General features: G+C 69.1%; 21 protein-coding genes. 10 read left to right on the top strand and 11 right to left on the bottom strand.

Annotation, left to right across the window (positions count from 1 at the left end; genetic code table 11):
* Nucleotides 1-604: 604 nt before the first annotated feature.
* The 9 genes from rpmH (at nucleotide 605) to MAA44156_RS23150 (ending at nucleotide 7,171) form a co-directional block, all read left to right on the top strand.
* Complete coding sequence (rpmH, locus tag MAA44156_RS23190) at nucleotides 605-748, top strand: 50S ribosomal protein L34 (protein ID WP_003874369.1); 144 nt, start codon at nucleotides 605-607, stop codon at nucleotides 746-748.
* Between the two features lie 21 nt (nucleotides 749-769).
* Entirely contained in the window at nucleotides 770-1,129 is a 360-nt protein-coding gene (gene rnpA / locus MAA44156_RS23185; protein WP_009979989.1) for a ribonuclease P protein component, read from the top strand.
* Nucleotides 1,126-1,473 (top strand): membrane protein insertion efficiency factor YidD, encoded by a 348-nt coding sequence (gene yidD, locus MAA44156_RS23180; protein ID WP_009979988.1) that lies wholly within the window; start codon nucleotides 1,126-1,128, stop codon nucleotides 1,471-1,473. Before rnpA ends, yidD begins: the two co-directional genes overlap by 4 nt.
* A complete protein-coding gene (gene yidC, locus MAA44156_RS23175) occupies nucleotides 1,457-2,518 on the top strand; it encodes a membrane protein insertase YidC (protein WP_009979987.1) in 1,062 nt (353 codons plus the stop codon). Before yidD ends, yidC begins: the two co-directional genes overlap by 17 nt.
* An 81-nt stretch (nucleotides 2,519-2,599) precedes the next feature.
* A complete protein-coding gene (locus MAA44156_RS23170; protein ID WP_003876775.1) occupies nucleotides 2,600-3,151 on the top strand; it encodes a Jag family protein in 552 nt (183 codons plus the stop codon).
* 79 nt (nucleotides 3,152-3,230) lie between these two features.
* A complete protein-coding gene (gene rsmG / locus MAA44156_RS23165) occupies nucleotides 3,231-3,977 on the top strand; it encodes a 16S rRNA (guanine(527)-N(7))-methyltransferase RsmG (RefSeq protein WP_009979985.1) in 747 nt (248 codons plus the stop codon).
* The gene (locus tag MAA44156_RS23160; protein ID WP_085988281.1) at nucleotides 3,974-5,131 is read left to right on the top strand and encodes a ParA family protein; all 1,158 of its coding nucleotides are present in this window, start codon (nucleotides 3,974-3,976) and stop codon (nucleotides 5,129-5,131) included. Before rsmG ends, MAA44156_RS23160 begins: the two co-directional genes overlap by 4 nt.
* A 35-nt stretch (nucleotides 5,132-5,166) precedes the next feature.
* Nucleotides 5,167-6,153, top strand: a complete 987-nt coding sequence (locus MAA44156_RS23155; RefSeq protein WP_003874362.1) for a ParB/RepB/Spo0J family partition protein — start codon at nucleotides 5,167-5,169, stop codon at nucleotides 6,151-6,153.
* A gap of 265 nt (nucleotides 6,154-6,418) precedes the next feature.
* Nucleotides 6,419-7,171 carry a hypothetical protein gene (locus MAA44156_RS23150; RefSeq protein WP_003874361.1) on the top strand — a complete coding sequence of 251 codons (753 nt, stop codon included), beginning with the start codon at nucleotides 6,419-6,421 and terminating at the stop codon, nucleotides 7,169-7,171.
* A gap of 13 nt (nucleotides 7,172-7,184) precedes the next feature.
* Here the strand turns inward: MAA44156_RS23150 and MAA44156_RS23145 are convergent, their stop codons facing one another.
* From MAA44156_RS23145 to MAA44156_RS23095, 11 genes are all read right to left on the bottom strand, one after another.
* Nucleotides 7,185-8,405, bottom strand: a complete 1,221-nt coding sequence (locus tag MAA44156_RS23145) for an N-acetylmuramoyl-L-alanine amidase (RefSeq protein ID WP_009979980.1) — start codon at nucleotides 8,403-8,405, stop codon at nucleotides 7,185-7,187.
* A 133-nt stretch (nucleotides 8,406-8,538) separates the two neighbouring features.
* On the bottom strand, nucleotides 8,539-8,892 hold the full coding sequence (gene trxA / locus MAA44156_RS23140) for a thioredoxin (protein WP_003874359.1): 354 nt from the start codon (nucleotides 8,890-8,892) through the stop codon (nucleotides 8,539-8,541).
* Entirely contained in the window at nucleotides 8,889-9,899 is a 1,011-nt protein-coding gene (trxB, locus tag MAA44156_RS23135) for a thioredoxin-disulfide reductase (protein WP_003874358.1), read from the bottom strand. Before trxB ends, trxA begins: the two co-directional genes overlap by 4 nt.
* 103 nt (nucleotides 9,900-10,002) lie before the next feature.
* Nucleotides 10,003-10,767: an RsmA family anti-sigma factor gene (locus MAA44156_RS23130; RefSeq protein ID WP_009979976.1), complete on the bottom strand. Its 765-nt coding sequence runs from the start codon at nucleotides 10,765-10,767 to the stop codon at nucleotides 10,003-10,005.
* Nucleotides 10,768-10,827: 60 nt separating this feature from the next.
* Nucleotides 10,828-11,415 carry an RNA polymerase sigma factor SigM gene (gene sigM / locus MAA44156_RS23125; RefSeq protein ID WP_009979975.1) on the bottom strand — a complete coding sequence of 196 codons (588 nt, stop codon included), beginning with the start codon at nucleotides 11,413-11,415 and terminating at the stop codon, nucleotides 10,828-10,830.
* Between the two features lie 79 nt (nucleotides 11,416-11,494).
* Nucleotides 11,495-15,103 carry a lipid II flippase MurJ gene (locus MAA44156_RS23120; RefSeq protein ID WP_033716647.1) on the bottom strand — a complete coding sequence of 1,203 codons (3,609 nt, stop codon included), beginning with the start codon at nucleotides 15,101-15,103 and terminating at the stop codon, nucleotides 11,495-11,497.
* Nucleotides 15,104-15,168: 65 nt separating this feature from the next.
* Nucleotides 15,169-17,571, bottom strand: a complete 2,403-nt coding sequence (locus MAA44156_RS23115) for a hypothetical protein (protein ID WP_009979973.1) — start codon at nucleotides 17,569-17,571, stop codon at nucleotides 15,169-15,171.
* On the bottom strand, nucleotides 17,568-18,317 hold the full coding sequence (locus MAA44156_RS23110) for an NUDIX hydrolase (protein ID WP_003878297.1): 750 nt from the start codon (nucleotides 18,315-18,317) through the stop codon (nucleotides 17,568-17,570). The genes MAA44156_RS23115 and MAA44156_RS23110 overlap by 4 nt, the downstream gene beginning before the upstream one ends.
* Nucleotides 18,318-18,403: 86 nt before the next feature.
* Entirely contained in the window at nucleotides 18,404-18,712 is a 309-nt protein-coding gene (locus MAA44156_RS23105) for a hypothetical protein (RefSeq protein WP_050427695.1), read from the bottom strand.
* 7 nt (nucleotides 18,713-18,719) lie between these two features.
* Complete coding sequence (locus tag MAA44156_RS23100) at nucleotides 18,720-18,968, bottom strand: hypothetical protein (protein ID WP_224111707.1); 249 nt, start codon at nucleotides 18,966-18,968, stop codon at nucleotides 18,720-18,722.
* 110 nt (nucleotides 18,969-19,078) lie between these two features.
* Nucleotides 19,079-20,596 carry a putative alpha/beta hydrolase gene (locus MAA44156_RS23095; RefSeq protein ID WP_169312324.1) on the bottom strand — a complete coding sequence of 506 codons (1,518 nt, stop codon included), beginning with the start codon at nucleotides 20,594-20,596 and terminating at the stop codon, nucleotides 19,079-19,081.
* Between the two features lie 134 nt (nucleotides 20,597-20,730).
* Between MAA44156_RS23095 and MAA44156_RS23085 the strand changes: the two genes are divergently transcribed.
* Entirely contained in the window at nucleotides 20,731-22,173 is a 1,443-nt protein-coding gene (locus MAA44156_RS23085) for a CCA tRNA nucleotidyltransferase (protein ID WP_009979968.1), read from the top strand.
* Nucleotides 22,174-22,179 lie beyond the last annotated feature (6 nt).

Below are 22,179 nucleotides of genomic sequence, written 5' to 3'. Positions count from 1 at the left end.
CGACGCATCTCCCTGGTTCTCGAACGTCCCGGGTCGAAGTACAACTCACGCTTGGCGACAAAACAACTGTCCACATAGTTATACACAGGTGTGGACAGGATGATCGTATGCGAGCCACAACCTACCGGCGACGGCCCGCGATCTCCGCGCTGGAAGAAAACCCGAAAAAGGTTGTCTAGGCAGCTAGTTGATCTACCATCCTCGCTTCGTTGTCGAGCGCTGTTCGTAGTCTAAACGACTTGGCAGAAGCTAACAGTTTTCCGTGCGGCTGCCAACCGTTCCGCTGTACTCCAATCCGGTCGTTTAGGGTGACTGGGGCTTGCTTCGGCTCGGTAGGTTAGTTGACCCGAGTGGCCGGCGGGAGCGGAATGCAAAATCTCGGTACCGGCCGGGCGCGGCTGCGTTGCGGCAGGCCAGGTTTGACCAGGCGAAGGCTCGTCAGTACCCTCAAACAGTCGCCCGAAAGTCGGCGATACGGCTGCGACCCAGCACCACTTGGGGACCGCGCCGGCCAGGAGCAGCAAGACCACCCTCCGGTCGAACCGCAGACGAGCCCGAAGCGAACCGTCTGAGCGGCCGGACGGCAAACAACGAGGAGAACGTCGTGGCCAAGGGCAAGCGGACCTTCCAGCCGAATAACCGGCGCCGAGCCCGCGTGCATGGCTTCCGGTTGCGGATGCGCACGCGCGCCGGGCGCGCGATCGTGTCCGGTCGGCGCCGCAAGGGTCGCCGCGCGCTCTCTGCCTGATCGCACGTCAGGTCTTTCGCGGTGCTTCCCGCACGCAACCGCATGACGCGGTCAACCGAGTTTGACGCGACGGTGAAGCACGGAACCCGCATGGCGCAGCCCGACATCGTCGTCCACCTCCGGCGCGACTCCGAACCCGACGACGAATCCGCGGGCCCACGGGTCGGGCTGGTCGTCGGGAAGGCCGTCGGGACGGCGGTGCAACGACACCGCGTGGCCCGCCGGCTGCGTCACGTGGCCCGGGCCCTGCTCGGCGAACTCGAACCATCCGACCGGCTGGTGATTCGCGCGCTGCCCGGAAGCCGGACCGCGTCGTCGGCGCGCCTGGCGCAGGAACTGCAGCGGTGCCTGCGGCGCATGCCGGCGGGAACCGGGCCGTGACCGGACCGGCGCGGTCGGGCGCGGCCATTCGCGGCGCCGGCCGAACCGTCGCCCGCGGACTGATTTTCCTGATTCAGCTCTACCGGCATATGGTGTCGCCGCTACGTCCGGCGACCTGTCGCTTCGTTCCGACCTGCAGCCAGTATGCGGTGGACGCGCTGGACGAGTACGGCCTGATCCGGGGGAGCTGGCTGGCCGCGGCCAGACTTACCAAGTGCGGACCATGGCACCAGGGCGGCTGGGACCCGATCCCCGAGCGCCCCGGATGCCGGGTGAATTGCCAAGATGCCAGCGACGCTTGGGCGGTCCGAGCGACGCGAGGGGAGAGTGGATCTCTTGTTTGATTTCTTCAGCCTCGACTTCGTCTACTACCCGGTGTCGTGGATCATGTGGGTCTGGTACAAGTTGTTCGCCGCCATGCTCGGGCCGTCGAACTTCTTCGCCTGGGCGCTGTCGGTGATGTTCTTGGTGTTCACCCTGCGGGCGCTGCTGTACAAGCCGTTCGTGCGGCAGATCCGCACCACCCGGCAGATGCAGGAGCTGCAACCGCAGATCAAGGCGCTGCAGAAGAAGTACGGCAAGGACCGGCAGCGCATGGCGTTGGAGATGCAGAAGCTGCAGCGCGAGCACGGGTTCAATCCGATCCTGGGCTGCCTGCCGATGCTGGCCCAGATCCCGGTGTTCCTCGGTCTGTATCACGTGCTGCGGTCGTTCAACCGAACCACCGGCGGGTTCGGGCAACCGCACCTGTCGGTGGTGCAGAACCGGCTGACCGGAAACTACGTCTTCACCCCGACCGATGTGGGGCACTTCCTGGACGCCAATTTGTTCGGCGCACCGATCGGCGCGTTCATGACCCAGCGCACCGGGCTGGACGCGTTCACGTATTTCAGCCGCCCGGCGGTGATCGCGGTCGGCCTGCCGGTGATGATCCTGGCTGGCGTCGCAACGTACTTCAACAGCCGGGCGTCGGTGGCACGCCAAAGCCCGGAGGCCGCCGCCAACCCGCAGACGGCGATGATGAACAAGCTTGCGCTGTACGTGTTTCCGCTCGGCGTGGTGGTCGGTGGGCCGTTCCTGCCGCTGGCCATCATCCTGTACTGGTTCGCCAACAACATCTGGACGTTCGGCCAGCAGCACTACGTGTTCGGCATGATCGAAAAGGAAGACGAAGCCAAGAAGCAGGAAGCGATTCAGCGCCGCGCGGCCAATGCCCCGGCGCCGGGCGCCAAGCCGAAGCGGAACCTGAAGGCGGGCGCGGGCAACGGTGTGGATGCAGACGCGGCACAGTCGGACGCCGGCGCCACCGAGGGCCAAGCCGGCGGGGGCAGCGACGCGCCGAGCCGCACCCCGCGTCCCGGGGCGCGACCGAAGAAGCGCAAACGCTGATCGGGGCGGACAAGCTATCGGGGCCGCCCCGGCAGGGCGACCCTAACTGGGCTGCGGCCCATGGATGAGGGAGATAAAGACATGGCAGACGCCGACACCACCGAACGCGAGCTCGACACCGCAGCGCCCGCCGAGCCGGAACCGGCCGACGGCGACGAGGCCGACGACCTGGAGGAGCGGTTGGTCGCCGAGGGCGAGATCGCCGGCGACTACCTCGAGGAGCTGCTGGACCTGTTGGACTTCGACGGCGACATCGACTTGGACGTCGAGGGCAGCCGGGCTGTGGTGAGCATCGACGGCAGCGACGACCTGAACAAGTTGGTGGGCCGCGGCGGCGAGGTTCTCGATGCGCTGCAGGAGCTCACCCGGCTCGCCGTGCACCAGAAGACCGGAGTGCGGAGCCGGCTGATGCTCGACATCGCGAGCTGGCGTCGGCGGCGCCGGGAGGAACTGGCGGCGCTGGGCGACAAGGTGGCGCGGCGGGTGCTCGAATCGGGGCAACGCGAAGAGCTCGCGCCGATGACCCCGTTCGAGCGCAAGATCGTGCACGACGCGGTCGCGGCGGTGCCCGGGGTGCACAGCGAAAGCGAGGGCGTCGAGCCGTCGCGACGCGTGGTCGTCCTGCACGACTGACGGCCCGAAGTTACAACAGTGTAGTTCGCTGCCGTGGGGCGGCCGTCCGAACGTTGAAGGTGCACGCGCCAACTAGGGGATGTTTCACGTGAAACATGTCGGTCCGGTCGAGCCGGCTGCGGGCGGTCCGGAGGTGCCACCCGTCGCGGCGCTCGGTGCCGCACCCGAGTCCGCCGCGGCGCTGTTCGGCCCCCGCCTCGCGAGCGCGCAGCGGTACGCGGAAGTCCTCGGCACCGCGGGTGTCGAGCGGGGCCTGCTCGGCCCGCGGGAAGTCGACCGCATCTGGGACCGCCACATCCTCAACAGCGCGGCGGTCGCCGAACTCCTGGGCCGCGGTGATCGGATCATCGACATCGGCAGCGGGGCGGGGCTGCCCGGCATCCCGTTGGCCATCGCGCGACCCGATCTCGAGGTGGTATTGCTGGAGCCGCTCTTGCGGCGCAGCGAGTTTCTCACCGAGGTGGTGGACGAACTAGGGTTAGCCGTCGAGGTGGTCCGCGGGCGCGCGGAGGAGCGGCCCGTGCGGGACCGGTTCGGGGAGAGGGACGCGGCGGTGTCGCGAGCGGTTGCAGCGTTGGACAAGCTGACGAAGTGGAGTATGCCGTTGCTACGCCACGACGGCCGGATGCTCGCCATCAAGGGGGAGCGGGCGGCGGAGGAAGTTGACCGATACCGGCGTGTGATGACAGCATCGGGCGCCGCTGATGTCAGGGTGGTGACATGTGGCGCGAACTATTTGCGTCCCCCCGCAACCGTAGTTTCAGCGCGACGCGCAAAGCCGCCGCACTCCAAGTCGGCACGGACCGGGAAGGCCGGAACCCGATGACTTCTTCAGGAGATTGGCCGGTGGCTTCTTCGGAGGCGCGGGAGGGCGCGGCGACGCCCGCGCCGGACGAATCGGGCGCGACGCACACCCCGGCGGCACCCATTGGGCCGGGGGTCCTGTCGGGCACGCCGGGGGCGTCGGCGGTTGGATCCCCGGCCTCGCCGCCGACCGCGGCCACGGCGTCGCCGTCATCCGCCGCCGCGTCGACCTCGCCTCCGTCATCCGCCGCGGCGCCGAACCCGTCATCGGCCGCCGCGCCCGCCCCTCCGCCGGCCAATGTTTCACGTGAAACAGCGGACGAATTCGATACCCCGATCGGCGCGGCGGCCGAGCGCGCGATGCGGATCCTCCACACCACCTATCCGCCGCTGCGCCGGCCCAAGCATCGCCGCGTCTTCACCGTGGCGAACCAGAAGGGCGGCGTGGGGAAGACGACGACCGCCGTCAACCTCGCCGCCGCGCTCGCCCTGCAGGGACTCAAAACCCTCGTCATCGACCTCGACCCGCAGGCCAACGCCAGCACCGCGCTCGGGATCACGGATCGGCAGTCGGGTACGCCGTCGTCCTACGAGGTCCTGCTCGGCGAGGTGTCGGTGCACGACGCGTTGCGGCAGAGCCCGCACAACGAGCGACTGTTCTGCATCCCGGCGACCATCGACCTGGCCGGCGCCGAGATCGAGTTGGTGAGCATGGTGGCGCGGGAGAACCGGCTGCGGACCGCGCTGGCCGATCTGGACAAGCTCGACTTCGACTGCGTCTTCATCGACTGCCCACCGTCGCTCGGGTTGCTGACCATCAACGCGCTCGTCGCCGCCCCGGAGGTGATGATCCCGATCCAGTGCGAGTACTACGCCCTCGAGGGCGTGTCGCAGCTGATGCGCAACATCGAGATGGTGAAGGCGCACCTCAACCCGCAGCTCGAAGTGAGCACCGTGGTGCTGACCATGTACGACGGCCGCACCAAGCTCGCGGACCAGGTGGCCGAAGAGGTGCGCCGCTACTTCGGCAGCAAGGTACTGCGGACGGTGATCCCGCGCAGCGTCAAGGTGTCCGAGGCGCCCGGCTACAGCATGACCATCATCGACTACGACCCCGGGTCGCGCGGGGCGATGAGCTATCTCGATGCGAGCCGCGAACTCGCCGAGCGTGATTGACCACCACCCGTGAAGGCATCCGTGAAGGGACGACCATGACGCAGCCGTTACGTAAGAAGGGCGGCCTCGGCCGGGGCCTGGCTTCGCTGATTCCCACCGGCCCCGCCGAGGGCGACGCCGGCCCGGCGACGCTGGGTCCGCGGATGGGCGACGCCGCCGCGGACGTCTTGATCGGGGGACCGGCGCCGCAGGAGGCGTCGCCCGTGGGTGCGGTCTACCGCGAGATCTCGCCGGCCGACATCGAACGCAACCCCCGACAGCCGCGGCAGGTCTTCGACGAGGAGGCACTCGCCGAACTGGTGCACTCCATCCGCGAGTTCGGCCTTTTGCAGCCGATCGTGGTGCGGGCGATCAAGGAGTCGGCGAGCGGCGCCCGCTACCAGATCGTGATGGGGGAGCGGCGCTGGCGTGCGGCCCAGGAGGCCGGGCTGGCCACCATTCCCGCCATCGTGCGCGAGACGGGTGACGACAACCTGCTGCGCGACGCGTTGTTGGAGAACATCCACCGGGTGCAGTTGAACCCCTTGGAAGAGGCGGCCGCCTACCAACAGCTGCTCGACGAATTCGGCGTCACCCACGACGAACTCGCCGCCCGCATCGGCCGGTCCCGGCCGCTGATCACCAACATGATCCGGTTGCTCAAGCTGCCGATCGCGGTGCAGCGGCGGGTGGCCGCCGGGGTGCTGTCCGCCGGTCACGCCCGGGCGCTGCTGTCGCTGGAAGCCGGCCCCGAGGCGCAGGAGGAGCTCGCCACCCGGATCGTCGCCGAGGGTCTGTCGGTGCGCGCCACCGAGGAGGCGGTCACCCTGGCCAACCGGGCCGGCACGACGACGCCGACGCCGCCGCGGCGCAAGCCGATCCAGATGCCCGGCCTGCAAGACGTTGCTGACCGGCTCTCCACGGCCTTCGACACGCGGGTCACGGTCAGTCTGGGCAAACGCAAGGGCAAGATCGTGGTCGAGTTCGGGTCGGTGGACGATCTACAGCGAATCATCGACGTGATGGCCCCGCCGAAGCCGTGACCTAGGACCCGATGTAATTACGTCACTGTGACGCCGCGACCGGTGCGGGCCCGAATCCGCCCGGACGGAACCCGGTGGCTCGGCGAAATTGCATGTGCACCAACAAATTTCGAAATCCGATAGGGGCTGATCCGTCCCGGCCGGCGGTCCGCCGGCGCCGGGCCGGGCGGCCGGGCCAAAGCTAGCCCGATCATCGCCACCTCTCCTATCCTGGAGGGGTTGCCGGTGCAGATCGCTGCAGTACCGCACAGGAGCCAGGAGGCTAGTGTCCGCCCGAATCACGCCGCTGCGGCTCGAGGCCTTCGAGCAGCTTCCCAAACACGCCCGCCGGTGCGTCTTCTGGGAGGTCGATCCCGCCGTCCTCGGTAACCACGACCACCTCGCCGACGCCGAGTTCGAAAAGGAAGCGTGGCTGTCGATGGTGATGCTGGAGTGGGGGTGCTGCGGTCAGGTGGCGACGGCGATCCCCGACGAGCGAAGCCAGGCCGAGCCGCCGTGTCTGGGCTATGTGTTCTATGCCCCGCCGCGAGCGGTGCCGCGGGCCCAACGTTTTCCGACCGGACCGGTGTCCGCGGACGCGGTGCTGTTGACGTCCATGGGAATCGAACCCGGGCCGGCCGCCGACGACCTGCCGCACGCCTTGCTCGCCCGGGTGATCGACGAACTGGTCCGTCGCGGGGTGCGCGCCCTCGAGGCGTTCGGCCGCACCCCGGCCGCGTCGGAGCTACAGGATCCGCGCCTGGTGGGTCCCGATCTGCGTCCGGTGTTGGAGGCCGTCGGTGATTGCTCGGTGGACCACTGCGTGATGGACGCGGAGTTCCTCAAAGACGCGGGATTCGTTGTGGTAGCGCCACATACGTACTTCCCGCGGTTACGGCTCGAGCTCGACAAGGGTCTCGGGTGGAAGGCCGAAGTCGAGGCGGCGCTGGAGCGTCTGCTGGAGAGCGCCCGCCTCGAGCAGCCGGTCGGGGCCGCGTCCACGCCGGCGAACGCATTGAAAACCGCCCCGCCCGACTAGCGGCCGGTGCGGTTCAGGAACCGCCCATCTGGCTGGTGCGCTCCACCGACAATTCGTGGGCCAGTAACTCGGCGAAAGTGAATGTGCCTGTGGGACGGTCGTTTTTGCCCAACAGGTAGAGCCGCTTGACCGCGGCGAGGATTCCCCCGGCGATCGCATCGCGGGTCTGGGTGGACACCAGCATCGCGCGGTCGTGCGGGTTGGTGACGTAGCCGACGTCGACCTGAACCGTGGGCATGCGGGTCAGCCGCAGCAGATCCCACGTCCGGCCGTGCGTTCGGCAGTCCCGTAAACCGGTGCGGGCCACCACTTCTCGTTGGATGAAGTCGGCGAGGTTGCGCCCGATGGTGGATACCGAGCCGTGCGAGTTGCCGAAGTGAAAGGATGCCACCCCGTTGGCGGCGGGGCTTTTTTGAGCTTCGCAGCGCAGGCTGATCATCAGGTCGGCGCCGACATTGTTGGCGGTGGCCGCGCGTTCGGCATCCAGCGGGCTGCGGTTGACCGGCCGCGACAGGAAGGTCTCCATGCCGATCGCGGTCATCCGGCCCTCGAGCCGGCTTGCCAAGTCCCACAACACATCTGCTTCGCTGATCGGGCCGGACGGACCCTGCATGATCATGCCGTGGTCGGCGCCGCCGCGGCCCGGGTCGATGATGATTCGCTTGCCGGACAGTTTGGGGCCCGATCGGCGGACCAGCTCCTCCTCGCGCAGCGCGTGCGGCGATCCGCCGGTGACCCGCGAACTCAGAAAATACAACGAGCGCAACGTTTCCGGGCCGCAGATGCCGTCGGCGGACAACCCGTACTCGCGCTGATACGACATCAAAGCGTTGTGGGTCTGCAACCCGAAGTAGCCGTCGACCAGGCCGGTGTAGAAACCGAGATCCTGCAGCCGGGCCTGCAGCGTCGCGACGTCGTCGCCGTAAAGTGGCGCGCCGAATTGGTGATACAGCGTGCGGGCGCCGAGCCGGTAGGACGCCTCCTTGAGCGCCCGGTAGGTCGCTTCCCCGACGATGCCGTCCACCAGCAGGCCGCGATGCTGTTGAAAGGCGCGGACGGCCTGGTCGAGCTCGGCGTCGAAGAGTTCCAGGGCCACGTGCCGGCCGGTGCTGAGATCCTCATCGGCGCTGGCCAGCAGCCCTAACGAGGCGAGCGTGGCCCGGATCTCGGTCACAGCAGCGCTGCGGTCACCACAGCGCAGCGCGTCGCCGTATTCGCGGCGCGGACTCGACATACCAAGGGCCCTCCGGGACAAACTGACTGGCTCGCATAGCGGCAACAGCTAACCGTATTGTCGCAGACGCTTCGTGAATTCGGGAAAACCCCAGGCCATCCGCGGGGCGTGGTGCGACGAAATGAAAAGAAGATCAGCCGAGGTTGGGAACCGCGTCGGAAAGCTCACGCAGCAGCGCCGCCTTGCCCTTGGCGCCGACGATCCGCTTCACGGGCTGGCCGTCCTTGAACAGGATCAGGGTGGGAATGGAGACCACCTGGAAGTTTTGGGCGGTTTCCGGGTTGGCGTCGACGTCGAGCTTGGCGACGGTGAGGTGATCGCCGCGCTCGCTGGCGATTTCCTCGAGCACCGGCGCAACCATCTTGCAAGGACCACACCATGTCGCCCAAAAGTCAACCAGCACAGGCTTATTGCTGGCCAACACATCGGTGGAAAACGATGCGTCGGAGACTTCTATTGTGGCGCTGGCCTTTTCGGCGTCGGTCATTGCGGTGCTCCAATCAATGTGTCGGTACTGCCCGGGAATTCGGTGGCATCGCCTTGCGCGGCCGCACTGGACTCGGCATGTTCGGCGAGCCAGCGTTCGGCGTCGATGGCCGCCGCGCAACCGCTGCCGGCGGCGGTGACGGCCTGACGGTAGGTGCGGTCCACCAGGTCCCCGGCGGCGAACACCCCCGGAATCGAGGTGGCCGTGGTGCGGCCCTGCACCAACACATAGCCGTCGGGGTCGGTGTCCAGCACGTCGCGCACCAGCTCCGAACGCGGGTCGTGACCGATCGCCACGAACACCCCGGTGACCGCCAAAGTCGACGTCTCGCCGGTGACCGTGTCGCGCAACCGCAAACCCGTCACCGTCTCCGAGCCCTCTACCGCCTCGACCGCCTTGTTGGTCACGATGGTGATCTTGTCGTTGGCGCGGGCCCGCTCCAGCATGATCCGCGACGCCCGGAACTCCTCGCGGCGGTGCACCAGCGTGACGCTACGGGCGAACCGCGTCAAGAACGTGGCCTCCTCCATCGCCGAATCCCCGCCCCCGATGACCGCGATGTCCTGGTCCTTGAAGAAGAACCCGTCGCACGTCGCACACGAACTGACACCGCGCCCCAGCAGATCCTGCTCGCCGGGCACACCGAGATACCGCGCGGCGGCGCCCATGGCCAGGATCACCGCCCGCGCCCGCACCGTCTCACCCTCGGCCGTCGTCACCGACTTGACCGGACCGGCCAGCGACACCGACTCGACGTCTTCCATCCGCAGATCGGCGCCGAACCGCAGCGCCTGCTCACGCATCTGATCCATCAACTCCGGGCCCGTGATCCCGTCGCGGAAACCGGGGTAGTTCTCCACTTCGGTGGTGGTCATCAACGCCCCACCGAACGAGGTCCCCTCGAACACCACCGGCGCCAGCTGCGCCCGCGCGGTGTACAACGCGGCGGTGTAGCCCGCGGGACCCGAACCAATGATGATCACGTCGTGGACAGTGTCGGCGGTCATGAAAACCTTTCGAGCGATGGTCTCTGGATCGGTATAAACGCCAGGGTAGGGATTGCTGTTCCCCGCTGTCGCGAACAACACGGCCGGCACCCCTTGCACCACATTAGGGGCGGGGCACTTCGGTGTTGGCCAACAGCCCGGTGTCGGCGGCGCTGCAGTTCGCCGAGACCGCGTAGACGGTCAGGACGTGCGGGCTGTCGCCGGGGATCACCAGGACCACGCCGGGGCGGGCGTTGATGGCGACCGGACGCGCCCCCAGCACCGGCGTGGACGCCGGGTAGCCCAGGCCGGTCAGGCACGACGCGCGCCGGGCCGGGTCGCTGAGCGGCCCGAAGTCGGGACCGCGGTCGAGCAGGCCGAGGATCTCGGCGCGCGAGAGCGGGATCTGCATCGGCGGCGTCGACACCGTGATGTGCTCGATGTCGGTAGGGGTGCTGGGGGCGGGTGCCGGCGTGCGCAGCAACGCCACGGTGCCGACGCCGATCGCGGCCAGCGCCGCGCCCAACCCGGCGACCGCGGCGATGGCGCGGGCCGGGCGCAGCGGCGGGCGGGCCGAATGAGCGGCCCGCGGGGTGGCCCCGACGGGTTCGGCGGAGCGCAGCGCCTCGGCGACGCGGGCGGTGACCTGCGGGGGAGGGTCGGGTGGCGAGGCCGGATCGGCGCCGAGGGCGGCGACCTCGCGGCGAACCCGGTTCAACGCGTCGAGCACGTCGGCGGCGTGCGGGTCGGCGCGGACTCGTCGGCGGACCCGGGCGGCGGCCGCGTCGTCGAGCACGCCGGCCTGCAGGTCGGCCAGAAGCTCGGCGGTCAGCGGAGGGTCGGATTCCGCGTTGCGGTGATCCGCCGCGTCGTTGCCCGCTGTAGCCATCGGACCCAGTGTCCGTCATGGCCGCAGCGATCGCCACGGACGGTCAGTGCGGGGCCGCCGTCAGGCCTGGCCGGCGGCGCCCTCGGCAGCGGCGTGGGCCCCGGCATCGAGATAGCCCAGCAGTTCGGCGAGCCGCACCCGGGCGCGGGCGCACCGGCTCTTGACGGTGCCCTCGGCAACACCGAGCAGCCGCGCGGTGTCGGCCACCGAATAGCCCTGCATGTCGACGGCGACGATCGCCGCGCGTTGTTCGACCGGCAGCCGCATCAGGGCGCGCTGTACCGCCAGCGTCGTCTCCACCTGGGCCGTGCGATCCGCGACCGGATAGATGTCTTCCAGCGGGACCGTCGGGTGGGCCTTGGTGCGGCGCAGCCGGTCCAGGCAGGCGTTCACCACGATGCGGTGCAGCCAGCTGCCGACGGCCGCGTCATGCCGGAACGCGCCCGCGCCGCGGTGTGCCGAGAGCATGGCGTCCTGCAGCGCGTCCTCGGCGTCCTCGGGGCTGCGCGTCGTGAGCCGGGCCAGCCGGTGCAGGTGGCGCTGATGCCGGACGAACAGCTCGCCGAAGGCGTACCGGTCGCCGGCCACGTGGGCTGCCAGCAGCTCGGCGTCGCTGCGGTCACCGTTGCCGTCTCTTCCGAAGCCCACGGCCGGACAGTAACCAATCGGGTATCCCGCGGCACTTCACTCGCCGGCGCTCATGTGAGTGCTTGCGACGCGCCGGGATTCAGGACGCGGCCTGGACCGTGATCTCGGAAAATCCGGCCTGGCTCTTGCCGTTGGTGGTGCCCAGCGTCGAGATCCACACCAGCAGATTCGACGTCGGCGAACCGGCCCGCACCGGGATGACGTTGTGGCCCGGCTTGAGGGTGAAGGCCGGGGCCAGCACGGTCGTGTCGTTGAGGCCGGCCGGTGTCGGGGACGACGCGGCCCGGATCTCCACCTTGGTCCCGGTGCTGGGGGTGTCGATGCTGACCTGGCCGATCACGGTCGGGCTGGGCAGCTGCAGGATCAGGCCCTCGCCCTGTTTGAAACTGGGGAACGGCACGGCGTCGGTGTAGACCTCGGTCGCCCAGGCGGTGGAGGGATCGCCGTCGATCGCCTGGCCGGCGGTGCCGGGGTTGTCGGCGTCGCCGTCGGGGGAGAAGACGCTGGCCCGGGTGGGTTTGACGACGCTGCCGGCGGCCGTGGACGTGGTGGTCTGCGGCGCCGACGTGGACGACGAGGGCCCATTGAGGCCCAGCTCGTTCTTGTTGAGGCCGCCGCCGACGTTGCCGAAGATCTTGCTCACGATCGACGCCAGCACCAGCAGCGCCGCGACCAGGACGGCCAGGCCGGCGCCCACCCCGATGAGCACGTTGCGCCGCCGCCGCGCGAAGGTCGCCGGATCGTTCCCGGGCGAGATGAGCGCCGTCGACGGCGAGGGCGAATCGTCGATCGGCCCGAGCACCTCGGTGCGGTCGGCGACCGCGGTGGCCTGCTGAAGCAGGTTCAAAAGCGTTGAGGCACTGCGGATTCCGCCGTCATCCTGGACCGCCCGGACGGCGACCGCGGAGATCTGGAAGGGAATGTCGCGGTCGATGGCCATCGGTTCGACGGGGTTGCCCGAGGAGTCGCGTTCGGCCGGTGCGAGCCCGCTGCGCACCCCGCTCTCGGCCAGCGGCCACCGATTGACGAGCAGCGCATACAGCGCGGCCCCGATGCCGCGGATGTCGTCCTGCGGGTTGGCGTCGGGCATGGTCGCCGGGTAGGCCAGCACCACGTCGCCTTCGATGCTGACCCGCACCCGGCTCGGGTGATCGATCGACAGGGCGACGCCGGCGCGGTGCGCCGCGTCGGCGGCGGCGGCCAGCGACTGCATGGCCCGCACCGCGCCCACCGGTGACGGCGCGGTGTCGGCGACCTCCTGCAGCGATCCGCCGCGGATCCACTCGGAGACCACCAGGCCGCCGGAGCCGGTGTGCACCACGTCGAGCACCCGGGCGATGCCGGGCTTGTCGATGCGGCTGAGCCGCAGCGTGCGGGACAGGATCTCCTGCAGCACCTCGTCGGGCAGGGCGCGGTCGGGATCGACGAAGGTCAGCGCCACCTGCCGGTCCAGGGCGGTGTCGAGGGCCTGCCAGAACTGCAGCGGCGGGGCGCCGCCGTGGAACACCAGCAACCGGTACCGGCCGCCGGCGATGCGGGCGCCGGGGACCAGGTGGACGTCGTCGGTCGACGAGTCGGCGGTGCGCTCGCGGGGCACGTCGAACGGGCCGCGGCGGGTCCCGGCGTCGCCGTTTTTCTGGTCGGCGGGCCGCGGGTCGGCCTTGCGGGGGCGGTCGGGCTGGTCGGCGGGAATGTCGGGCTGGTCGGCGGGAATGTCGGGCTGGTCGGCGGGAATGTCGGGCTGGAAGTCGTCGGCGACCGGCCGCGGAGCACCCGACCCTGTGCCGGGCCCGGCGCTGGATGCGGCGCTCTCCATCGGGCGGTCGGTCACCTCCGGTCCTTTCACTAGCCGGGCTCGGTTTGCCCGCTCCGGAGGCCTGCGCCGGATCGGCTCCTGGACCGCATTTACCCCAGGCGGGGACGAATTCCTCTGCTCAGGGTACGTGACCGGGCGCCGGTGAGACGATTGATCCGGCGCAGCGGGTTTGCGGGGCCGCGGTCCCCGGCCCGTGATGCGGAAGCGGACGGCGTCCAGGGCGGCCCGGGCTTCGGGAACCTGCGCGCGCAGCATCACCGCGGCCGTGATCGGCACCATGATGAGCGCCAGCACCAGCAGGCGCAGCAGCGAGCTGGCGCCGCCGCCGTGCGCCGTCAGCGCGCCCAGCCCCAGCAGCCGGTCGGCCACGTGCGCGACCAGTCCGGCCAGCATGGCGGCGGTCAGCGTGACCAGGATGGTGCGCACCTCGCCGACCCCGATCAGGTGGCCGCCGCCCGGCAGCAGCGTGCGGCGCAGCAGGACGTAGCCGATGACCGCGCCGGCCAGGAAGCCGACGCCGTTGGCCAGACTGAGCAAGCCGGCCACCAGCTTGGGGTCGCCGGTGAGGTGCGGCGCCAGCACCGAACCGAGGATCTTGACCGCCGTGATGACCAGGATGATCATGATCGGGGTCCAGGGCTGTTCGCGGGCGTAGAACACCCGCAGCTGCAGCAGCACCAGGCCGTAGGGGATCAGGGTGAACGCGGATAGGGCGATCGCGGCGCCCAGGTAGCCGGCGTCGACGTCGCCGAAGTGGCCGTAGGCGAACAGCGCGCTGCCCATCGCGGGGCCGCCGACGGTCATGAACGCCACGATCGGGATCAGCGTGATCAGGGTCAGCCGGGTGGCCAGCGACAGGTCGGCCAGCACGGCCCGGGTGTCGTCGGCGGCGGCGTTGCGGCTCAGCCGCGGCATCACCACGGTCAGCACCGTCACGCCGATCATGCCGAACGGCAGCATCAGCACCAGCCAGGTGTAGTTGTAGATCGCCGGGCCGGAAGCGGCTGCGGTGCTGGCGATCTGGTTTCCGACCACCAGGCCAAGCTGGCTGATCAGCACGTAGAGCACCATGGCGGCGGCCATGGTGCCGAATCGCTTGAGCCGCTGGTCGATTCCCCACAGCGGACGCAGGTCCACGTGCTGGCGGCGCAGCGCCACCAGCAGCACCCCGGTCTGGGCGAACACGCCCAGCGTGGTGCCGACGGCCAGCACCAGCAGCTTGGCGTTGCCCATCCGCACCGGATCCACCGACAGCTCGCCGGGCACCAGCGCGTACACCGCCAGGGTGGCGAGGGCGACGACGTTGTTGACCACCGGCGCCCACGCTGTCGGCCCAAACACGTTGCGGGTGTTCAGGATTGCCATGAACACCGAAGTGAGCCCGTAGGCCAGCACCTGGGGCAGCAGCAGGTAGGCGAAGGCGACGGTGAGCGGCTCGTTGACCTGCGGGGTGCGGCCCAGCATCAGCCGTACCAGCAGCGGGGCGGCCGCCACCGACAGCGCCGTCGCGCCGATCAGCAGCGCGGTCGTCAGCGTGACCAGGCGCCGCACGAACGCCGCGCCGCCGTCGGGGTCGCTCTGCTCGGCGCGGGCCAGCACCGGCACGAAGATCGCGGTGAACGTCGCCTCCAACACCAGGGCCGCCACCAGGTTGGGCAGCTGATTGGCCACCGAGAACGCGCTGGACAGCGCCGCGCCCAGGATCGCGGCCAGCAGCACCACCCGGGCGAAGCCGGTAAGACGGCTGACCAACGTCGCGAACGCCATCGCCCACGACCGCGACACCAGCGCCGAGTCCGACAGCTCCGGGCGGCGCCGGTCGATTCCGGCGGGGACGGGCGGCAGCGGCCCGGTCGGCGGGGAGCCCGGCATGCGGGGACGCCGCGGCGGCTCGGGCAGGCGGCGGTGGTGCGGTGCGGCCTGCCGGTAGGCGGGGTTCATACGCGGTGCTCTTGTTCGACGCGCGGGTCGGCGAGGTCGGGCTGGGCGGCGTGCCGGGCATCGGGGGGATCGGGGCGGTCCAGGTCGGCGCGATCGGGCTGGCCGCGGAAGCGGTGCCACAGCCGCCGGCCCGCCAGCAGCACCAGCACCGCCGCGGCGGACAGGGTGATGGCGAACAGCACCTTGCCGTAGGCGTTGGAGTGCACCGACAACCGCACCGGCTCGCCCAGCCGCATCCCGTCGGCGGTCCGCAAGGTCACGTCGACCGCGACCCGCTGGGTGAAGTTCACCTCGATAGGGATCCGCAGCGGCAGGTACCCCGGCGGCAGCTCGATCACCCCGACGTCGGTGACGTTCATGCCGGGCGGGGCGTCCACGTGCACCCGCACCCGGATCGGCACGGCCAGGCCGTTGTGCAGCGCCAGCGGCAGCGGACTGTGCTCGGTGGCCAGGGTGTAGGAGCCGCCCGGGTTGACGATCGTCACGGCGTCGAACAGGTCGTTGATCGTCTTGCCGACCACCGCCAGCCGCTGCTGGGCCAGCCCGTTGCGGCTGTCCGGCGGTTCGGATTGGCTCAGCGCACGCAGCATGTCCTCGCGCAGCGGCGCGGTGTACTGCACGCCGGTCAGCCCGGTGCGGTCGTCGGTCATCAACGCCGACGTCAGCCCCCACAGCCGGCCGACCTGACCTGTGATCGCGCCGGTGACGTCGTCGTTGAACTGCCCGCGGGCCGAGCCGTCCGCGCTGACCTGGTCCGCCGGTGGGGCGCCGGTTTGTGCGGCCTGGGTGGCTTCGCCGATCACCGCCGGCAGCGGGCGCGGCACCGCCAGACCGGAGCGGATGCTGGTGGTCAGCGCGGTCAAGATCACCTGCGCATCGTCGGCCTGCAGATTCCAGGTCGCCGGGGGGACCAGGAGCTGGGTGCGGGGGGTGTCGTCGTGGCGCAGCGCGTGCCAGAACATGGAGCCCAGCGCGTCCTGGCGGCGGGCGGTCACCGAATCGTGAGCCAGCCGAACGGTCAGCGACGAGTCGAGGTAGGTCGGCACTTCGGGGTTGACGCCGGCGCCGGCCAGCGCGGCCCCGACGGCCGGGTCGAACGGCGCCGCCACGACCTGCGGGAACACCCGCCGCGGCGCGGTGTCGACGCTGGTCTCCGAGGAGCCCTGGGCGTCGCCGGCCGACAGGTCGGCGGCGGTGACCGCGACGGTGGTCTGGTTGGCGCCGAGCAGTTTGACCGCCCGGCCGGTCAGCCGCCCGTCGGGCATCAGCGTGGCGCCGCGGGTGGAGGGGACGTCCAGGATCTTGTCGACGATGCTGTTGACGCTGGTGAGGGCGGTGTTGCTGAGGCCCGGGTCATTGACGCGCTGCAGGGCATCGAGGTCGGCCTGCGCGTAGGGCAGCGGGGCCACGCAGGTGCGGTGCGCCAGCGCCCGCAGCCGGTTGAGCCATTCGGTCGCGGTGGCCTGCCCGGTGCCCGGGTGGGTGGGGGTGCCGGGCAGTTGGGCCGGCCCGTCGGGGGAGTCGGAGACGACGTAGCCCGCGGTCATGGCGTTGACGGTGACCAGCAGATCCGGGTCGACCGCCAGGCACAGCGCGCGGCCGACGGCGCCGTCGGGGTCGACGTCGTGGCTGGTGGCGACCTCGGCCGCGGCCAGCAGGATGTCGAGCCGGCCACCGCTGGCCAGCGAGGTGGCCAGGTCGTCGTCGACCAGGCGGACGGGGATGGTGCCGCCCGGCACGCCGGGCGCCAGCCGGGGCCGGTCGGCCAGTGGCCACAGCATGGTGATCCCCACCGGTTTGGAGGTGTCGGGTGCGACGGCCGAGCCGAGGTCGTCGGCGCGGTCCGGCGGCACCCCCACCACGGGCAGCAGGAAGCGCGCGTTGTCCAGCCGCGCGGGCGCGCCGTAGTCGGGCGTGCCGTTGACGTTGACCAGGACGGGATAGATGCCGGGCTTCTCGACGCCCAGCGACTGCTTGGTCAGCGCGCGCAGCGGCGCGGACAGGGTGAAGCCGACCTCCTGCCCGCGCTGCAGTTCGGGTGCGACGGTGAGAAAGTCGGCGGCGGCCTGGTACTGGTCGGTGTCGCCGTCCAGACTGGTGCGCAAACCCGCCGACGCGGTGACCGGGCTGGCGTGCTCGAGGCGGACCATGACGTCGCGGACGGGCCGGTCGCCGATGTTGGTCACCATGCCGCTGACCGTGACGACGGGCGGGCTGGTGGTGGTGACGACGTCGGGGGTGACCTGGTCGATGCGCACTCGGACGAACGGCGTCACACCCGGCTCGCCGGCGACCGCGCGCGGTGTCACCGGCCCGGTGAGCACCGCTAGCCCGGCCAGGACGCCGAGCACGGCGGCAATGCGCAACCCGCCGGCCCAACACAAACGCGGCGCCGTCACGGCCCCGGTCCGTGGCCGTTCTTCCGGCCGGTGGCCGGTTTGTCCGAATGCCGCGTCTCCGAATGCCGCGTCCGGGAATGCGTCTGTGGGCGGCGGCGCGGGGAGCTGGGCGGCAGCGGCGGAAGCGCGGCCGGGCCGTCGCTTTGCAGCTTGTCGATCAGCTCGTCGGCGACCCGGGCCAGCCGGCGTTCGTCGGCGTAGGCCAGCCGGGATGGCAGCTCGCGCATCGGCACCCAGGCGACCTCGGCGACCTCGAGGTCCTCGTCGGAGAGTTCCCCGCCGGAGAAGCGCATTAGATAGTGGTGCACGGTCTTGTGCACGCGCCGGCCGTCGGTGACGAACCAGTAGTCGATGCGGCCCAGCGCGGCCAGCACGCTGCCCCGGATGCCGGTCTCTTCGGCTACTTCTCTGATCGCGGTCTGTTCGGCGGTCTCACCGAGCTCGATGTGCCCTTTGGGCAGCGACCACAGCATGCGGCCGCGCCGGTCGATGCGCCCGATCAGGGCGGCGACCTGCGATTCTCGGGGTCCGTCCAGGCCGTCGATGACCAGGCCGCCGGCGGAGGTTTCGTGCACGGTGCGCAGCCGATCCGGGGCGCGGCGCGCGGCACGGGATCGGCGGGGCTTGGTGGCGGTCGAGTCGCCGGTCAGTTGACCGTTGGTCTGTTTCTCCGACGACGTTGCAGCACCACGACCGCGGCGCCGCCCCCGGCGCCGACGTGGTTTGCCTTGTTCGCCGTCCGACACCCAAGCGATAGTAGCTGGCACGGCATGTTCTCCTGGACATACTCGCCGCTGGGTGGGCGTGGGAGGACCCGGCGGAAGGCGTCTCGTCAGATCGGGCCGATCGCTTGGGCAATGAGCCAGACGGGAACGAAGATTAATACCGACAACGGCGCCGAGACGCTACCCCAAAGCATCCCGCGGCCGATCTGGCCGGTCTTGCCGCGGCCCCGCGCAACGAAGGCACCAATTACCGCATACGCAAGCAATACAGGTACCGCAAGAAGAACCAAGATCAGCCAGGGCATGAAAAGCCAAGTTGCAAAGTCAATCACAAGGATATGCGCAAGGGCGACGAGAAAACTGAGCGGCCCGTAACGGCCATTCAATTGGGCAGAAGGCGCTCCATCCACCGGCATACCCCTTTCATCGCATGGTCAGGTAGGCGTAAAGGACGCCGCCGACGAGTACAAGAGCGGAACAGCCGGCGAGGCTGAGCGAGATACCGCGACGTCGTGAGGACGGCGTCCACGCCAGTGGGACGCTGATCGACAAAGACACCGCCGAGGCGATCAACGACGCAGTCACCATCCAGGCGCGTTCGCCCGCGTACGCACTATGCGTCTTGAACGGCCCCTCACCCAACAGCCATAAGGTGAGCATCAGCAACGCCAAGACACCTTGCACGACAAATGGTGCAGATACGGTCGCTATACGCCACGCCTCAGCATCGAAGAATGGCTCGCGAGCCGAAGACCGCATAACTAGTCGTCCTCACTTCGTGATCAAGCGGGAACTGCACTGCCTGTGGGCAGAGGGGGCACAGCAGGGATATCGGTGACTGGTCCAAAGTCGGTGGCAGGTAGGGGAGTCGGCACATCGTACTTTGGATTCCATCGGCCGGTGTCGAACGGCGCGAATGCCTTACCGCCGAGCGGACCTACGTCGTGGTGCCGGGGCAAATTCAACAGGGGTCCGTCTGAGCTGCCGGATCGCGCCGGGTCGGTAAGCACCGTGTGCGTCGTGCCGCCTAGCCGATCTTGATACACCTCCAAGGAGGGGTAATTGCTGCGCGTGCCATCCACCTGCACACCTTCCGGCCCCGGGGTGAAGACCAGGTCACCGTTGACCGTCACCGTGTGGTCCATAAGGGGTCCCTTGGGATCGGCGGAGATGCCTGGCGCGAAAGGATTGCCGGCGTCGTACTTAATCCGGACCGATCCATCGGGGAGCTGCGTCACGCTGCCTTTCGGAATGCCGACCTTCACGGGGCCTGGCCCGCCTGTCGAATTCTCTTCGACGGAAGGATTCTGCCTCAAGACAACGATGCCATTTTCGTAGTCGATGTATGTGGTTACCTTGGTGTCCTCTGGGTCGAAATTGGGATTGGCCCCGCGGTTGTTCCCAAGATCTCGCTTCCAAGGCGGAAAGCTTCTTACATCGCGTTGTTCGATCCACTGCGAGACACGGACCACCCCCTGCCCGGGTACCGGGCGGATCCTGACCACCCGGATCTCCGATTTGGCGCCGTTGAACTTGGAGTCATAGGTCTGCGAATCCAGCGCGGCAGCGGTCTCCCAGTCTGCGGCCGAAGATGGTTCACGGCCAAAGACCTGTTTGAAGGCCTCGATCTGGTTGTGACGACGTTGGTCCTGCGAGGGCGATTCCGGAACGCCGCCGTCAAATGCCTGGATTGGCGGGTCGTAGCCGTCCTGCTCACGCAGGTTGGCCATAGAAGTGTGCAGCTGCTGAGAATATTGATCGCGGATTCGCGTCAGATTGGCTACTGATGCCTTGGTGTCATCGATCGCATGCTTCTCGAGTCCGTCGATGTAGTGATCCAGCAACTGCCTCTCCGAAGCCGTCAACTGACGGTTCTTCTCCAGCTCGACCGCCTCACCGACTTGATCGTCGAGATCTTGCAGCGCGCCTTCGAGCGAGGAAATCTCGCCCCTTCCCGACCGTTGGGCCTCGGCCAGTGCGGCCGCGACCTTCTCCAGATCGGCTCCGATTTTCGGTAATTGAGCTGCTTGTACCCCGAGTGAGGTCGTGGTCCGTTGAACCTCGGCCGAGCCGTTGATCGGATTCTCGCCGTTCTCGTGTGTCCAAGCCTGCTCGAAGCGACCCCGCGCCAGGTTGAACGCGGCTTCGGCTTCTCCCGTGGATCGTCCGGCGTCATGAAACGCTTTTGCAAGGTTTGAGATCTGGGCCGGCCGGCCGCTCTGCAGTGTGGCGTTGATCTTCCACGGGTCTCCGCCCGCGAACATAATCAGTGCGGCCTTGCTTATGTATCGGAGATGCACCGCACCGTCCCGCCGTTCACCCTTCTCGCTGCGCGTAAGGCTACTGACGCTCCGCGCCGGGTCAATTCACCTTTGATCCCGTGCGAGGCTCCTCACACCGGCTTTTGGTGCAGGTCCGACTAGGCTGATCGAACGTGCCTGACGCCGCCCAGGATGCCGAGCTGCTGACCGCCGCCGCGGTCGCGCTCAACAAGCATGCGCCGATGCTGCGCGAGCTGGGTTCTGCGTTCGACGCCGCGGGCCACCAGCTCTACCTCGTCGGCGGTTCGGTGCGCGATGCCCTGCTGGGCCGGTTGAGCCCCGACCTGGACTTCACCACCGACGCGCGCCCCGAGCAGGTGCAGCAAATCCTGCGGCGGTGGGCCGACAACCTGTGGGACACCGGAATCGAGTTCGGCACCGTCGGCGTCGGCAAGGGCGACCGCCGCCTGGAGATCACCACGTTTCGCGCCGACACCTACGACCAGGTGTCCCGAAATCCCCAGGTGCGCTTCGGCAATCGCCTCGAGGACGACCTGGTGCGCCGCGATTTCACGGCCAACGCCATGGCGGTGCGGATCACGCCCGACGGACCGGGCGAATTCCTGGACCCCCTGGGCGGATTGGCGGCGCTGCGCCAGCGGGTGCTGGACACCCCGGCCACACCGGAGGAGTCGTTCGGCGACGATCCGTTGCGGATGCTGCGCGCGGCCCGGTTCGTGTCGCAACTCGGCTTCACCGTCGCGCCGCGGGTGCGTGAAGCGATCGAGCGGATGGCCCCGCAGCTGGCCCGGATCAGCGCGGAGCGGGTGGCCGCCGAGCTGGACAAGCTGGTGCTCGGCGACGATCCGGTGGCCGGGATCGATCTGCTGGTGCACAGCGGAATGGGTGAGGTGGTGCTGCCCGAGATCGGCGGCATGCAGATGGCCATCGACGAACACCACCAGCACAAGGACGTCTACCAGCACTCGCTGACCGTGTTGCGTCAGGCGATCGCCCTCGAAGACGACGGCCCGGATCTGGTGCTGCGCTGGGCCGCGCTGCTGCACGACATCGGCAAGCCCGCCACCCGACGCCACGAGCCCAACGGCGGCGTGAGTTTTCACCACCACGAGGTGGTCGGCGCCAAGATGGTCCGAAAACGGTTGCGCGCCTTGAGGTATTCGAAGCAGATGGTCGACGACGTCTCGCAGCTGGTGTACCTGCATCTGCGGTTCCACGGCTACGGCGACGGCAAGTGGACCGATTCGGCGGTGCGCCGCTACGTCACCGATGCCGGGCCGCTGCTGCCGCGGCTGCACAAACTCGTGCGCGCCGACTGCACCACCCGCAACAAGCGCCGGGCCGCCCGGCTGCAGGCAGCCTATGACCGGCTCGAGGCGCGCATCGCCGAGCTGGCCGCCCAAGAAGACTTGGCGCGGGTGCGCCCCGATTTGGACGGCAACCAGATCATGGAGATCTTGGGCATCCCGGCCGGCCCGCAGGTCGGGGAGGCGTGGCGGTTCCTGAAGGAGCTGCGGCTGGAGCGGGGACCGTTGGATCCCGACGAGGCGACCGCAGAACTGCTGTCCTGGTGGCGATCTCGCGGGAACGGGTAGCCGCGG

Source organism: Mycobacterium avium subsp. avium (assembly GCF_009741445.1).
Lineage (GTDB): Bacteria > Actinomycetota > Actinomycetes > Mycobacteriales > Mycobacteriaceae > Mycobacterium > Mycobacterium avium.
Note: the sequence above shows the minus strand (reverse complement) of the source record. Positions and strands in the feature narration are given on the sequence as shown.

What these genes read in the sequence shown, in the direction of transcription:
- rsmG (WP_009979985.1), top strand. Translation starts at nt 3,231, where the DNA reads ATGTTTCACGTGAAACATGTCGGTCCGGTCGAGCCGGCTGCGGGCGGT.
- MAA44156_RS23160 (WP_085988281.1), top strand. Translation starts at nt 3,974, where the DNA reads ATGACTTCTTCAGGAGATTGGCCGGTGGCTTCTTCGGAGGCGCGGGAG.
- trxB (WP_003874358.1), bottom strand. Translation starts at nt 9,899, where the DNA reads ATGACCGCCGACACTGTCCACGACGTGATCATCATTGGTTCGGGTCCC.
- MAA44156_RS23145 (WP_009979980.1), bottom strand. Translation starts at nt 8,405, where the DNA reads ATGTCGAGTCCGCGCCGCGAATACGGCGACGCGCTGCGCTGTGGTGAC.
- MAA44156_RS23170 (WP_003876775.1), top strand. Translation starts at nt 2,600, where the DNA reads ATGGCAGACGCCGACACCACCGAACGCGAGCTCGACACCGCAGCGCCC.
- trxA (WP_003874359.1), bottom strand. Translation starts at nt 8,892, where the DNA reads ATGACCGACGCCGAAAAGGCCAGCGCCACAATAGAAGTCTCCGACGCA.
- MAA44156_RS23105 (WP_050427695.1), bottom strand. Translation starts at nt 18,712, where the DNA reads ATGCCGGTGGATGGAGCGCCTTCTGCCCAATTGAATGGCCGTTACGGG.
- MAA44156_RS23130 (WP_009979976.1), bottom strand. Translation starts at nt 10,767, where the DNA reads ATGGCTACAGCGGGCAACGACGCGGCGGATCACCGCAACGCGGAATCC.
- MAA44156_RS23155 (WP_003874362.1), top strand. Translation starts at nt 5,167, where the DNA reads ATGACGCAGCCGTTACGTAAGAAGGGCGGCCTCGGCCGGGGCCTGGCT.
- MAA44156_RS23120 (WP_033716647.1), bottom strand. Translation starts at nt 15,103, where the DNA reads ATGCCGGGCTCCCCGCCGACCGGGCCGCTGCCGCCCGTCCCCGCCGGA.